The sequence below is a fragment of the Paenibacillus xylanilyticus genome (genome assembly GCF_009664365.1).
Lineage (GTDB): Bacteria > Bacillota > Bacilli > Paenibacillales > Paenibacillaceae > Paenibacillus > Paenibacillus xylanilyticus_A.
In genome coordinates, this window is sequence record NZ_CP044310.1 from 3,049,797 (window position 1) to 3,062,385 (window position 12,589).

Genomic DNA, 12,589 nt, shown 5'->3' on the forward strand with positions numbered 1-12,589 from the left:
TCTAAAATTCAACAATTACTGGAGGAATCACCATGACTAATCTTAAAGACAAAGTAGCGATCATTACAGGCGGAGCTTCCGGAATTGGTTTGGCTACAGTAAAAGCCTTCTTGGATAAAGGATCCAAAGTTGTTATTGCAGATTACAATGAAGAGCACGGCAAAGCTGCCGAGCAGGAATTGAAACAAACATATAATGATAATGTCGTGTTCATCAAAGTGAATGTTGCCGACGAAAAACAAGTAGAAAACCTGGTTACCGAGACAGTGAAGCAGTTTGGTAAACTGGATGTCATTTTTAATAATGCAGGTATTGGTGTTCAAAAACCTTCGCATGAATTAACGGACGAAGAATACAAACGTGTCATTGCAATCAATCAGGACGGCGTCTTCTACGGTGCAAAATATGCGATCCGTGAAATGCTGAAAACCGGTGGTGGATCTGTAATCAGCACTTCCTCGATCCTGGGTTCTGTTGGTGAACCAACATCGATGCCGTATGCCGCTAGTAAAGGTGCAGTCAACCAAATTACAAAATCACTCGCGCTGGAGTATGCTGACCGTAACATCCGCGTCAACGCAGTTGCTCCTGGATTTGTGGAAAGTGGCATGGTTAACAAAGAAGCTCTTGGTGAGTTCTATGATAGCCTGGTTGCCAAACATCCACTTGGACGTCTGGGCAATCCGGAAGAAATTGCACATGCCGTTGTATTCCTGGCTGAAAATGATTTCGTTACTGGAACAACCGTCTTCGTAGATGGCGGATACCTGGCTAAATAAGATTTTAATATGAAGAAGGCTCCCTTAAGAGGGAGCCTTTTTTAATTCCCTTTAATATTATCTTCCGGGCGGAAACCGTTAGAGTTGTGGTTATTGAGGAATAAGCTTCAAGAAAGCTTTGCTGTCAAAATCATCAGCCTGTATTAGCAAGTCTTATACTTAGTTGGGTCCAGTGCTCGTTCGATTGGCTTTGACATATTTAAGCTGGGCGACAATGATGACGCTAATGATTACGAGCAGGAACCAGGAGCTGATTTTGCTGAAACTAACCAATTGCCAGGCATCGTGCTGGTCAGGGTATTTCCAGCCATTAAAGAATGTAGCAATATTTTCGGCAGCCCAGATGAAGAATCCTACAATGATAAAAGCGAGCGATAAGGGCATACGATATGTCTTGGTCCGTACTCGGTAGATGATCCATGTTTTCCAAAAAACGATAAAGACCAAAGCCGTGAGCCACCAACGAAAATCAGGAATGAAATGGTGGGTGAAGAAGTTGAGATAGATGGCTCCTCCGAGCAGAAAGGAGGGCGCAAATCCAGGCCATCCAGTCATGTCCATGCGTAATCTCCGCCAGATCTGACACATGAAACTTGCCACACTCGCGTACATGAAGCCGCTGTACAGCGGTACTCCAAATACTTTGGTGAATCCAGGCTCTGGATAGGACCATGAACCCATGCTTACTTTGTACAGTTCAAGAACCAGGCCAATAATATGAAATACACATATGACTTTAATTTCATCCCGGGTCTCCAACCCACTTCGGTACATGAGATATTGGACACCAAGCAAGATCAGCAGAATGGCGTCGTAACGATGAAAGAATGGAACCTCGATCACGCTGGTTATGGCTAGGGTGCCGAAGATGGCCACAGGGAAAATGCAACTCATCGCCTGATGATAGCCGAAATGCAGCAATTGAATAAAAGCTTTCAAATCGGGAAATCTCCTTCCGGTACTTGTTCAAAATATGTTGTGGAATTCATGTTTGTCTTCTATAAGTACATATGTAGAGCTACCGTTAATCATACAGAGTCGAAACCGAAGAAAAAAGAGAAATTAAATGATGAATCTCTTCTTGTTTTCGGTTAGGCATATACGTGTCAAATGGCCCAAAAAGGTTTAAATCTATATACAAAAGTTTCTTCATGAGAGAAAATTAGGATTTATACATATGAGAGAGGAAGATTGGGTTGAAGAAATGGCATTACCCTTTATTAACATTTATGCTTACAGGCTTACTTGTTGCTTGTGGAGGGCAGAAGGGGGTAACCCCGGAAGTGTACAAGCAGATTCGGGAAGGCATGAGCCAGCAGGAAGTAGAAGAATTGGCGGGTCAGCCCGCTGAGAAAGAAGCCAATAATCCCTATGATGTATGGATTTATAATGGACAAGATGGAATTGAACGAGGCGCAACGGTGCGAATCGAATTTTCGAAAGAGGATCAGGTTCTGTTCAAATCTCAGAAAAAACTGTTTGAGGCGCCCAAGGCCGAAGAGAAAAAGTATAACCCGGAAGGAGAACTGAAGGAGTTCATCTCCACATTCAACAACCTTGTCAGTCAAAATCAAGACAGGGAGTTCCTTCAGCCGATTTCGACGGAAGGCCTGGATTTTAAAAGAACAACTTTTTACGATGGACAAGGCACGATCATTACGGTATCCGATCCAGCAATGATTAATGATGCGAATCAATATTCGAACAAGATGCATTTGGAAATCGAAGAGGATGGGACTTTAAACGAGATTTATTATATTGGTGCAGATCTTGAATATCCTGTTCTGATGTTACATGCGCTTAACGTTAGTGAGGAAACCATTGATCAAATCCTGGCGAGTTATAAGGATATTGATGTGGAAACGTTGGAAAGTAAAAGTTTTAACTTTAATGAGGGTCGCTATTCCATCGTCGTTAAGAACGGTACACCCCGAACGTTAGTGGTGACCATGAATGACAAGTAACGCAATAACGATATTTATTTCGGCATGTAATATGTCTAGAAACGGCAGATGATGATAGGATGAAGAGAAATGCCAAGTTGGTCTGGATATGCGTCGTCGTTCTTCTAGTCCTTATGGGGTTCTACAATTATCAACTCCATGCGGCGAGGGTACAAACGAATAATTTGAAAAAACTGTATCAAACCAAGAATGATAGTGGCTTTTTGACGCTGTTGAGAGAAGGACATTCCTATATCCCATTGGCGGAATCACTCGAGCACATTAGTAGAGTAACCGACGAGGATGATCCTGCTAAGGTGCAGAAACTCATCGAACTGGCCAAGAGCCAAGCAGACGAAGCTGATTATTATCTTCGAACGCTTATTCAGTTTAGTGATAGTTATGTGAATGATGTTAATCCTCAATTCATGGTTAATCAAACAGTTATGAATTCAAAGAAGCAGGAGGATCTGTATCTTCTTGCTTCGCAAGCAGGTGTCTTTATGCCCATGTACGAGATTAGTTACAACTATTGGAAAGATAAACCCAAACAGATTTCACCGAAAACAAAAGAAATGCTCCATTCCATGGCCAAAGTGCTGAGAGCCCTGGATGATACCCTGCAGGAGTTCAAGGAAAAGGCTGTTTACACGATGGAGTGGGGAGAATTTTCAGACAAAGAGCAGATTAAGGATCTTACTCAGAGAGCCATTAAGCCTCATTTAGAGAAGCTAATCCAATTGAAGAGCGAGTGTGGAGGATAGTCCAGATCGTGTCACTGAAAGACGTATAAATGTTCCATAAACAAAATAGATACCAGATACATCGTTTACGATACAAGTCGCCGAAATGGCGGCTTTTTTCGATGATGTCGACAGTTTCGTATTTTTTCCATAATAAATGTGACGTATGAATCCATATCCTTTATAGTAGAAAATAAAAGCAAGATTCGAGGAGTCCTTATATGAACAAACAAGCAGTACCGTTAAATTCGTTGACCAGTGTCACGGATGGAGGCCATATCATTTATTTGTTCGAGGATTTCGATCGTTATGTTGATAATGCGGTATCCTATATTCTCACGGGTATAGACCAAGGTCATCACATCTTATTGATAGAAGAAGCAGACACATATCTTGACATTTATAACAAGCTTAACGATTTTATTTCCGGTGACCAGCTTCAGTATCTTCATTATGCTAACAATGTGGAGTATTACGGATCACGAGGGGATTTTAGTTTTCAGCATATTCTCAATCATTTTCATCAAGTAATGGGGACGGTACAAGAGAATAACATGTCCATTCGTACGTGGGCCAATGTTATGACGTGGGGGGAGCATAGCGAAGACAAGATCCAGGGGAATTTGGTCAATTATGAGCGGCAAACTTGCGGTGTAGCCCGTGAATTTGGAATGGTATCTGTATGTGCATATAACGCATCTGCCATTTCTTCGTCATTACAGCTTAAGATGATGAGAGAGCATGAGTACATGATGACTGACGTGGAATTTGTAAAATCACCCTTATATAGCCATCTGCCCTCGGACGAGGTCGTATTTCCTTCACTTTCAGTACAGAGAAGATTGCTTAACGAACAGAAGCATCTCTTAATCGAAAAGGAAGCCATGGAAATGGCCAACCAGGTGAAGAGCGAGTTTATCACTACCATGAATCACGAGATACGGACCCCGATGAATGGCGTGATGGGAATCACGGATCTGTTGGCATCAACCGATCTTACCGATAAGCAGAAGGAATATGTGGCCACACTGCAAAAAAGCGGGAAGTCTCTGCTGCGCATCGTCAATGATATTCTGGATTTCAGCAAATTGGATTCAAATCATGAACAGCTTCTGAAGGAAGCCTTTAGCATCAGGGAAGCCGTAGCGGATACGCTGGATATTCTTAGGGTTGGAATTCTGAATAAGAAACTGCAAGTTCATGTTTCCATTGATCCGGATATTCCAGAGATTCTGATGGGGGATGATGGAAGATTCAGACAGGTAATTCTTAATTTGCTGGGGAACGCCGTGAAATTCACGGATGAAGGTGATATTTCCCTGGAGGCCAGATTGCTCATCACAGATGCTGGTAAGGTCAGGCTTCATTTTACGGTCAGGGATACAGGGATCGGAATTCCTCAGGATAAACGGAATCAGTTGTTCAAGCCATTTCACCGAGTGGATAACAGTGTTACTCGCCGGACGGAAGGTACAGGTCTTGGATTGGCAATATGTCATCGAATTGTACAGTTAATGAATGGTGAAATTGCTATTGCAGCGGAAGATCTGACTGAGCGTGGGACCACAATTACCTTCACTGCGGAATTCGATACGTATACAGCATAAGGAATGCAATAAACCTATTTACTTAGAGGCTCATTTAGAAGACATAGTAGTGCTCACTGATGAATGTAAGCGGTCAGGTGATTACGAATTGTTATTTACCCATGGACATATGGTAAAATGGATGAAGTATTTATCTTTTAGACCACATAAGGAGATCACTATGCAACTTATACAACCTCAAGATGTCCAAGCCCGGCTCAATGGTTTCATTGATCAGGATTTATACTTACACCTCGAAATGACGACAGGTGCGTACGCCAATCACTACGATAGCACACGTCACCCTGCCTCGGCTTTCATTTCCAATGCGGCCATTCGGTACACACAGGGATCCATTTCAGGCACGAACCCATACCGGGTAGGCTTAAAAACGACGACGGGTTGGGTTTATGCGGAAGGCCTTACCCATATTGATGAAAATGAGAAGGATCGACTGATTTTGGCTGGTCATGACAGTCAGGGAAAATTGGTTGTGGCCTTCCAACTTAGTCGGGAGAGTTTCTGATGGAAGCGGAGGATCGAAACAGCATGAACAATAAGTCACACGAAAATGAACGCATTTTAGTAATATATCCCCATCCTGACGACGAGGCCTTTTCCGTTGCCGGAACGCTCGCGAAATATATTGATGGCGGTGCGTATGTTACGTATGCCTGCCTGACTTTAGGCGAGATGGGGCGCAATATGGGCATTCCGCCATTTGCGAACAGGGTCACTCTGCCTTCGATCCGCAAGGTGGAGCTCGAAGAGTCTGCTCAGGCGATTGGTATTCAGGACTTGAGAATGCTTGGTTTTCACGACAAGATGATCGAATTCGAGGATGCACATCTGCTCGATAGCCGCATTATGGATTTGATAGAGGAACTTAAACCAACCATCGTATTTACCTTTTACCCAGGTTACAGCGTGCATCCCGATCATGATGCTACGGGTGCTTCAGTCATACGGACTATTTCCCGGCTGCCGGCAGAAGAGAGACCTATCGTATATTGTGTAGCCTTCTCCAAAAACCATGAGCAGGCCATCGGAAAGCCAGATGTACATGTTGATGTAAGGGGATATCTGGAACAAAAAATGGGAGCCATTCAGGCTCACCGTTCGCAATTTCAGGCTGCAGAGCTTGTCGGCAACCGAAAATTGGATGACGAAGAAATCCAGCGCAGATTCGGCAGAGAAGCATTCTGGACGTATCGCTTTGAGTAAAATATCTGATCTCTGTTCAACCCAAGAACAGCGTAGCCGCCATTATGGCGGCTTTTTCATTTTAACCGAGTAGGGCGTAGGACTCAGAAACATTAGATTGACAAAGGTTCAAATTAGGGATATTCTTCATAAAGAATATTAATAGGCTATGCTAGTATTTCGGGGAGGGCTTAACCTGATGTCAACTCATCAAGAGAAAGATCCCATTGGATTGTTATTATCCAGAACGTACTTTGTCCACAAAAAAAGAGTTACCCATCTGCTGCAGGATTACGGCATTACCCCTGAACAATTCGGGATGCTTGAACAACTGTATCAGAACGAAGGCATTACACAGAAGAAGTTATCCGAACTTCATGGGAAAGATCAAACGAGTGTCGGCAAGACATTGGAACGATTGGAACATAAGGATCTTATTATTCGAAGCACTGATCCTGTTGATCGGCGAGCCATCCTGCTGCGGCTTTCCGAGGAAGGAAAAGAGCTTTATTTACAGGTAGTTCCTCTAATGAATGATATGGATCAGTCCTTGAGAGAGTTAATTACCCCGGAAGGGGCAGAACAACTTACCGTACTGCTCAACAAAATTTATGAAGGAATCTCCAGCTGATTCGTCAGCTGACTTTTTTTGCGGATATACATGCATAGCCTATTATATGCTAGCCTATTAATTTGATATTGGAGCCATATCCAAGAAGGAGAGAAATACATGTCTGTTTTTTCAGTACTAAAGGATTTTATGAAGATTCTGCAAACCAAGATCGGATTGGTCTTTGCTTTGGTTGTTCCATTGATATTCACCATTGTCTGGTTAACGGGATACAACGGAGCAACGGAACGAGTGGACCAACTTAAAATAGGTATTATTAACTCGGACGGCGAGAATGGACAGCAAATAGAAAAGATCATTCAGGAAACAGTCCCTTTCCAAACAGAGAACTATGCATCTCTTAAAGAAGCGGAGCAAGTCATGAATGATGGGGATATTGGCATGATTGTAAGCATTCCTGCCGAGTTCGCTGCGAATCTGGACAAAGGGGAGGGGCAATTAACGTATTATGTGAATCAGGCCGCTTCGGAAGTTTCCAGATCCATACTGGAGGGTTCGGCTGAAGGGATATCTGCCAGCGTAGGCGCTCAGCTAACAGGAATCGTTCAAAAAGAAGTGGTCACGACAAATGTGGTCAAGTCTAACAACATCACCAATTTTGCACTCAGCATGCTGCCTATGATCCTTGGATTTATCACATATATCGCAGTGATGACCATGAATATTCAATTGAATCTGTCAACCATGATCCTTAGCCACAAGTACGACCGATGGAACATTTTCTGGGCCAGACAGCTTCTGTTATTGATGGTGTGTATCGTAGCGCCTCTCATTATAACGACTGTAGCCATGCTGTTTGTCACACCTGTCGCTTCCTTCTGGCAAATGTGGGGATTCCATATTCTCGTATATATTGCCTGCGTATGCCTGACTCAAATGTCATTTGTACTGTTTGGTGGATTGGGAGCACTGTTTAACGTAGCCATGATTCCTTTCCAGCTCATGACAGCTGGCAACATTATCGCAACCGAAATGCTCACACCATTCTATCGTCACATCGGGGATTTCCTGCCCGCATCCAACGCTGTTCGGGGATACGTCCGACTCATCTATAGCAGAGCGCCAGTGAGTTCAATCGTGATTAACCTTATGTTGATTGCACTGGTTACATGGGGAATAACCTGTGTACGTGTAGCTTTGCATAGAGCACCAGCACCTGGCTCAGCAACCAGTAACGCACATTAAACATGACAAGCAATATATACGCACAGAAATAGAAAATATGTTTGCATGATAAGTCGCCTAGTAGGCGGCTTTTTTGCTGGAATGAAAGGTGGCATTTCGAAGGTTTTTTGCTGCATTCAGTTCAAATGGCATACTCCATTTAATACTTGGGTACGATTGACAATTCACATTTACATATGTAACATTTAAATAGTAACAAACAAAAATATAATAACTAACGGAGGGATTTTCCTTGGCTAAAGTAAATGTAGGCGAAGAGAATGCACAACCAATCGAACTGTACTATGAAGATCATGGCGCGGGAAAACCCATCATCCTTATTCATGGATGGCCTTTGAGCGGACGATCCTGGGAGAAGCAAGTACCTGCCCTGATCGAAGCAGGCTACCGGGTTATTACGTATGACCGTCGCGGCTTTGGCCAGTCTTCCCAGCCTTGGGATGGTTATGAATATGATACCTTTGCTTCGGATTTACATAAATTGATTCTGCACCTTGATCTGCACGATGTTACACTGGTCGGGTTCTCCATGGGAGGCGGCGAGGTAGCTCGCTATGTCGGAACTTACGGAACAGAACGTGTTTCCAAAGCCGTGTTTGCCGGAGCAGTGCCCCCTTATCTATATATAACGGAAGACAATCCTCAAGGTGGATTGGATGATGCAACGATTGCAGAATTCCAAAATGGCGTAAAAGGGGATCGCCTCGCATTCCTGGATGGCTTCACAACTAACTTTTTCACTGCAGGAGACCGTAAGGACCTCGTGAGCGAACCATTCCGCATCTATAACCGGGATATCGCAGCTCTGGCTTCCCCTAAAGGAACATTGGATTGTATTGCTGCCTTTGCTCTTACCGATTTCCGTCAGGATCTGGAGAAATTCAATATTCCGACACTGGTTATCCATGGTGATTCCGATGCCATCGTTCCATTGGAAGTGAGTGGACAACGCACCCATGAATCGATCCCTGGCAGCCGTCTGGTGGTTGTAGAAGGTGGACCACACGGGTTTAATGCGACTCACCCTGAACAATTTAATGCTGCATTGATTGATTTTTTACAGGGCTAAGGTTAACTGGACTGAAGGCTTCTGAAAAAAGCACGAAATGAAAAAGAGCAGGACACCCCATATGAAGGAGGGGCGTCCTGCTTTTTCAATTTATACCGCTTTGATGGCATGATGTTGTTCACGAGCAATTTGGGTCGCCTGAACCATGTTGCGCAAGGAAGCAACTGTTTCTTCATGTCCACGGGTTTTCAGGCCGCAATCGGGATTAATCCAGAACAACTTGGGATCCAGCACACGCAGGGCGCGCTCAATCATGGTTGTCATTTCTTCCACGCTCGGGATACGAGGACTATGGATATCGTACACACCCAAGCCTATGCCGAGTTTGTACGTATTTAATTCAAAGCTGTGAATGAGCTCGCCGTGACTTCGTGATGTTTCTATGGAGATAACATCAGCATCCATGGCTTCAATGGAATCGATCATGTCATGGAATTCACAGTAACACATATGGGTATGAATTTGCGTTGTTTCTTGTACCGTACATGTGGAGATGCGGAAAGCTTTGACCGCCCAGGCCAGATAATCGGCTTGCTCATTTTGCTTAAGTGGAAGGCCTTCACGAACAGCAGGTTCATCCACCTGGATCATGCCAATACCCGCCTGTTCGAGAGCCTCCACTTCCTGTCTGAGCGCATAGGCCAGCTGATAAGCAATGTGCTCGCGCGGAATATCATCTCGGACAAAGGACCAGTTCATAATGGTGATCGGTCCGGTCAGCATGCCTTTTACCGGTCGCTGGGTCTGGGACTGAGCGTACTTGGTTTCTTCAACCGTCATTGCCTCAACAAACGCCACGTCACCGAAAATGATCGGTGGTTTTACACAACGGGAACCGTAGGATTGGACCCAGCCATACTGGGTGAAGGCAAATCCTGCGAGTTTCTCACCGAAAAATTCCACCATATCTGTACGCTCAAACTCCCCGTGAACAAGAACATCGAGTCCAATCTCTTCCTGAATTTGAATCCAGGCATCAATTTGCTCGCGAATAAATTGGGCATATTGCTCATTGCTCAACTCACTCTTGCGCCATAGCTGCCGCGTCTTGCGTACCTCTGCCGATTGAGGAAAACTGCCGATCGTGGTTGTTGGAAAAAGAGGCAGCTTCCATTTTTCCTGCTGAGCAATATAACGTTTAGCGAACGGGAGGGAGCGCACTGGCTCTTGTATACGCAGTTCTGCAACAGCCTGCTGCACGTCAATGCGATTACGTTCTTGTGACTGCTTAAGAGGCAGCAGCGCCTGATCTGCATGAGCAATCGACTCCAGAATGTCGGCGTGTCTTGATGTGCATGCTTCTGTCAGAAGAGCAACTTCCTTCAGCTTCTCATCTGCAAAGGCGAGCGAGCTCTTGAGCGCAGGGTCGAGGTTCGATTCGCGTTCTGTCGTAACAGGCACATGCAGCAGACTGCAGGACGATTGTACAATGAGACGTTCAGGTGCGACCTGTTCAATCAGCACATCAAGCAGGGACAGTTTCTCTTGAAGTGAAGCCTTCCAGATTCCGCGACCATCAATAATGCCAGCGCCCAAAACCTTATCAGCGGGGAAGCCATTGGTCTTAATGGATTGCAGGTTGCCCGAGAGCCCATGGACGAAATCCAGTCCAATTCCTTGAACCGGAAGGGTAATAATGTCGCTATAATTCTCCACAGATTCAAAGTAAGTCTGTAATAAAATGTTCAAGTTAGGGACTGCGGCTGCAAACGTCGTATAGATGTTTTGCAGAAGCTGTAAGTCATCCTTGCTTAATTCCGTAACCAGAACAGGTTCGTCCATCTGGACCCACTGTACACCTTCTTCTGCAAGTTCCTGAAGCACCTGCGTGTAGAGTGGAAGCAAACGTTCCAGCCAGGTCTCCGTCTCGGATTTGTCATAACCTTTGGAGAGCTTCAGGAAGGTTAAAGGTCCGACGATCACCGGCTTGCCTTCAATCCCGAGCTTCTCTTTGGCTTCGCGATAAGCGATAAGAGGTTTATTTTCGGTAAGTACGGGAGTTACATCATTCAGCTCCGGGACAATATAATGATAGTTGGTGTTAAACCATTTCGTCATTTCGCTGGCTGCAGCATCCTTGGTGCCTCGTGCGATGCCATAATATACGGACAAAGGAACGACCCCGCCATCATATGTAAATCGTTTGGGAACGATCCCGAACATCACCGCAGTATCAAGAATGTGATCATAATAACTGAAGTCGTTGACTGGAATGAGGTCGATTCCTTGATCATGCAGCTTGCGCAAATGGTCTAATCGAATCTCCTGTAAACGGGTGTGAAACGAGGCTTCATCCAGCTTGCCTGACCAGAAGGCTTCCAGAGCTTTTTTCCATTCCCGATCAGCGCCAATTCGCGGGTAACCCAATACACTGCTTTTAGTCATCTTCATAACCCCTCTTCAAATGTGCTACAGAAAAGTTATCACAGTTGTGAAGTTATAACGTAATTCCATTAAATTATATCTAGATATAGCTTGAAGCTATATCAGAAGTGCGGAGATCGGTTGAAAAAGAATTGGAAGTTTACTCCATATGGTATGATTGCCTAAATGTATACACAAACATTGACTCTGATGAGAGTATGTATTCGATCTGAACCAATGGAGGGGAAATGATGAATAAAGATCAAGAAACTCCCGAGATGATCAGAGAGCGACTACAACGAGAAGAGCAGCGTGATCATGCTGCGGGTACGTTCAAGAACGGATTGGATCGTGCTCAATTCGGTAATTTGGGGGAACTGGCCAGCAGTCTGGGATGGATCGGTACAGGCGTGGTGATCGTAGTAATTATTGCTGTTTTTGTATGGTTGAAATAATTTTTTGCTTATACAAAAGATCTATCAATGGAATGATTGACGCTGGGATCAACAGGTGTTATTTTAGACACATCCGTAATACCAATAAAACCAATAGAGTAAAGGGGATTTGGCATATGTCGTTGGTTGTACAAGCGGCTGCTGAGGACGTACGCAGTGAGGATTCAGTACAGTTAATCCGGGAATTAAGCAGTGAGCTGGGCTTGTTATACGGCGGGGATGGGACTGCAGGCTTTCAACCATCGGATGTCGAAGCGCCTCGTGCTGCTTTTATTGTAGCCAGACTGGATGGGTATCCGGTAGGGTGCGGAGCCATTAGGCCGCTGGATGATCAATCCGTTGAGGTGAAGCGTATGTTCACCAGGCCCGGTTATCGTCGAAAAGGCGTTGCTCAGGCCATACTTGCGGAAGCCGAGCGCCTTGCTGCGGAATTTGGTTATACCAATCTGAAGCTTCAGACAGGGCCACTTCAGCCAGAAGCTGCAGCGCTTTATGAAAGGGTAGGGTATTACAGCATTCCGATATTTAGTGGAGACTGGGACAGAGTTCTGGCTTTTCAGAAAGACCTGGTGCATCAGCGAGTGAATTGAAATGGTTGAAGTAATGAACAAACATACTCTGTGAACACGTT

General features: G+C 44.7%; 13 protein-coding genes. 11 read left to right on the top strand and 2 right to left on the bottom strand.

Translation table 11 applies throughout. The annotated features are described in order from the left end of the window. The first annotated feature begins 32 nt into the window (after positions 1-32). Positions 33-779: an SDR family NAD(P)-dependent oxidoreductase gene (locus tag F4V51_RS13675; protein WP_153978388.1), complete on the top strand. Its 747-nt coding sequence runs from the start codon at positions 33-35 to the stop codon at positions 777-779. Positions 780-938: 159 nt separating this feature from the next. Here F4V51_RS13675 and F4V51_RS13680 read toward each other — a convergent pair whose 3' ends face one another. After that, positions 939-1,718 (bottom strand): DUF817 domain-containing protein, encoded by a 780-nt coding sequence (locus F4V51_RS13680; protein ID WP_153978389.1) that lies wholly within the window; start codon positions 1,716-1,718, stop codon positions 939-941. Between the two features lie 257 nt (positions 1,719-1,975). Here F4V51_RS13680 and F4V51_RS13685 point away from each other — a divergent pair, with 257 nt between their 5' ends. From F4V51_RS13685 to F4V51_RS13720, 8 genes are all read left to right on the top strand, one after another. Next, complete coding sequence (locus tag F4V51_RS13685; protein WP_153978390.1) at positions 1,976-2,743, top strand: hypothetical protein; 768 nt, start codon at positions 1,976-1,978, stop codon at positions 2,741-2,743. Between the two features lie 59 nt (positions 2,744-2,802). After that, positions 2,803-3,486 carry a hypothetical protein gene (locus F4V51_RS13690; protein ID WP_153978391.1) on the top strand — a complete coding sequence of 228 codons (684 nt, stop codon included), beginning with the start codon at positions 2,803-2,805 and terminating at the stop codon, positions 3,484-3,486. Positions 3,487-3,686: 200 nt separating this feature from the next. Further along, entirely contained in the window at positions 3,687-5,072 is a 1,386-nt protein-coding gene (locus F4V51_RS13695) for an MEDS domain-containing protein (protein WP_153978392.1), read from the top strand. A 160-nt stretch (positions 5,073-5,232) separates the two neighbouring features. Then, positions 5,233-5,577: a YojF family protein gene (locus F4V51_RS13700; RefSeq protein ID WP_095287272.1), complete on the top strand. Its 345-nt coding sequence runs from the start codon at positions 5,233-5,235 to the stop codon at positions 5,575-5,577. Positions 5,578-5,600: 23 nt separating this feature from the next. Then, entirely contained in the window at positions 5,601-6,275 is a 675-nt protein-coding gene (gene bshB2 / locus F4V51_RS13705) for a bacillithiol biosynthesis deacetylase BshB2 (protein ID WP_153978393.1), read from the top strand. A 178-nt stretch (positions 6,276-6,453) separates the two neighbouring features. Continuing rightward, positions 6,454-6,885 carry a MarR family winged helix-turn-helix transcriptional regulator gene (locus F4V51_RS13710; protein WP_162009932.1) on the top strand — a complete coding sequence of 144 codons (432 nt, stop codon included), beginning with the start codon at positions 6,454-6,456 and terminating at the stop codon, positions 6,883-6,885. A gap of 99 nt (positions 6,886-6,984) precedes the next feature. Further along, positions 6,985-8,070 (top strand): YhgE/Pip domain-containing protein, encoded by a 1,086-nt coding sequence (locus F4V51_RS13715; RefSeq protein ID WP_153978395.1) that lies wholly within the window; start codon positions 6,985-6,987, stop codon positions 8,068-8,070. A 232-nt stretch (positions 8,071-8,302) separates the two neighbouring features. Further along, positions 8,303-9,139, top strand: coding sequence for an alpha/beta fold hydrolase (locus F4V51_RS13720; protein WP_153978396.1), 837 nt, complete (start codon positions 8,303-8,305; stop codon positions 9,137-9,139). 90 nt (positions 9,140-9,229) lie between these two features. Here F4V51_RS13720 and metE read toward each other — a convergent pair whose 3' ends face one another. Beyond that, complete coding sequence (gene metE, locus F4V51_RS13725) at positions 9,230-11,524, bottom strand: 5-methyltetrahydropteroyltriglutamate--homocysteine S-methyltransferase (protein WP_153978397.1); 2,295 nt, start codon at positions 11,522-11,524, stop codon at positions 9,230-9,232. 227 nt (positions 11,525-11,751) lie between these two features. Here metE and F4V51_RS13730 point away from each other — a divergent pair, with 227 nt between their 5' ends. Then, complete coding sequence (locus tag F4V51_RS13730; protein WP_236146759.1) at positions 11,752-11,958, top strand: DUF6366 family protein; 207 nt, start codon at positions 11,752-11,754, stop codon at positions 11,956-11,958. Positions 11,959-12,074: 116 nt separating this feature from the next. Next, on the top strand, positions 12,075-12,548 hold the full coding sequence (locus F4V51_RS13735; protein WP_162009933.1) for a GNAT family N-acetyltransferase: 474 nt from the start codon (positions 12,075-12,077) through the stop codon (positions 12,546-12,548). Positions 12,549-12,589 lie beyond the last annotated feature (41 nt).

Excerpts from the sequence above, each read along its gene's own strand:
- metE (WP_153978397.1), bottom strand. The coding sequence starts at position 11,524 with ATGACTAAAAGCAGTGTATTGGGTTACCCGCGAATTGGCGCTGATCGG.
- bshB2 (WP_153978393.1), top strand. The coding sequence starts at position 5,601 with ATGAACAATAAGTCACACGAAAATGAACGCATTTTAGTAATATATCCC.
- F4V51_RS13730 (WP_236146759.1), top strand. The coding sequence starts at position 11,752 with ATGATGAATAAAGATCAAGAAACTCCCGAGATGATCAGAGAGCGACTA.
- F4V51_RS13715 (WP_153978395.1), top strand. The coding sequence starts at position 6,985 with ATGTCTGTTTTTTCAGTACTAAAGGATTTTATGAAGATTCTGCAAACC.
- F4V51_RS13700 (WP_095287272.1), top strand. The coding sequence starts at position 5,233 with ATGCAACTTATACAACCTCAAGATGTCCAAGCCCGGCTCAATGGTTTC.
- F4V51_RS13735 (WP_162009933.1), top strand. The coding sequence starts at position 12,075 with ATGTCGTTGGTTGTACAAGCGGCTGCTGAGGACGTACGCAGTGAGGAT.
- F4V51_RS13695 (WP_153978392.1), top strand. The coding sequence starts at position 3,687 with ATGAACAAACAAGCAGTACCGTTAAATTCGTTGACCAGTGTCACGGAT.
- F4V51_RS13710 (WP_162009932.1), top strand. The coding sequence starts at position 6,454 with ATGTCAACTCATCAAGAGAAAGATCCCATTGGATTGTTATTATCCAGA.
- F4V51_RS13675 (WP_153978388.1), top strand. The coding sequence starts at position 33 with ATGACTAATCTTAAAGACAAAGTAGCGATCATTACAGGCGGAGCTTCC.
- F4V51_RS13690 (WP_153978391.1), top strand. The coding sequence starts at position 2,803 with ATGAAGAGAAATGCCAAGTTGGTCTGGATATGCGTCGTCGTTCTTCTA.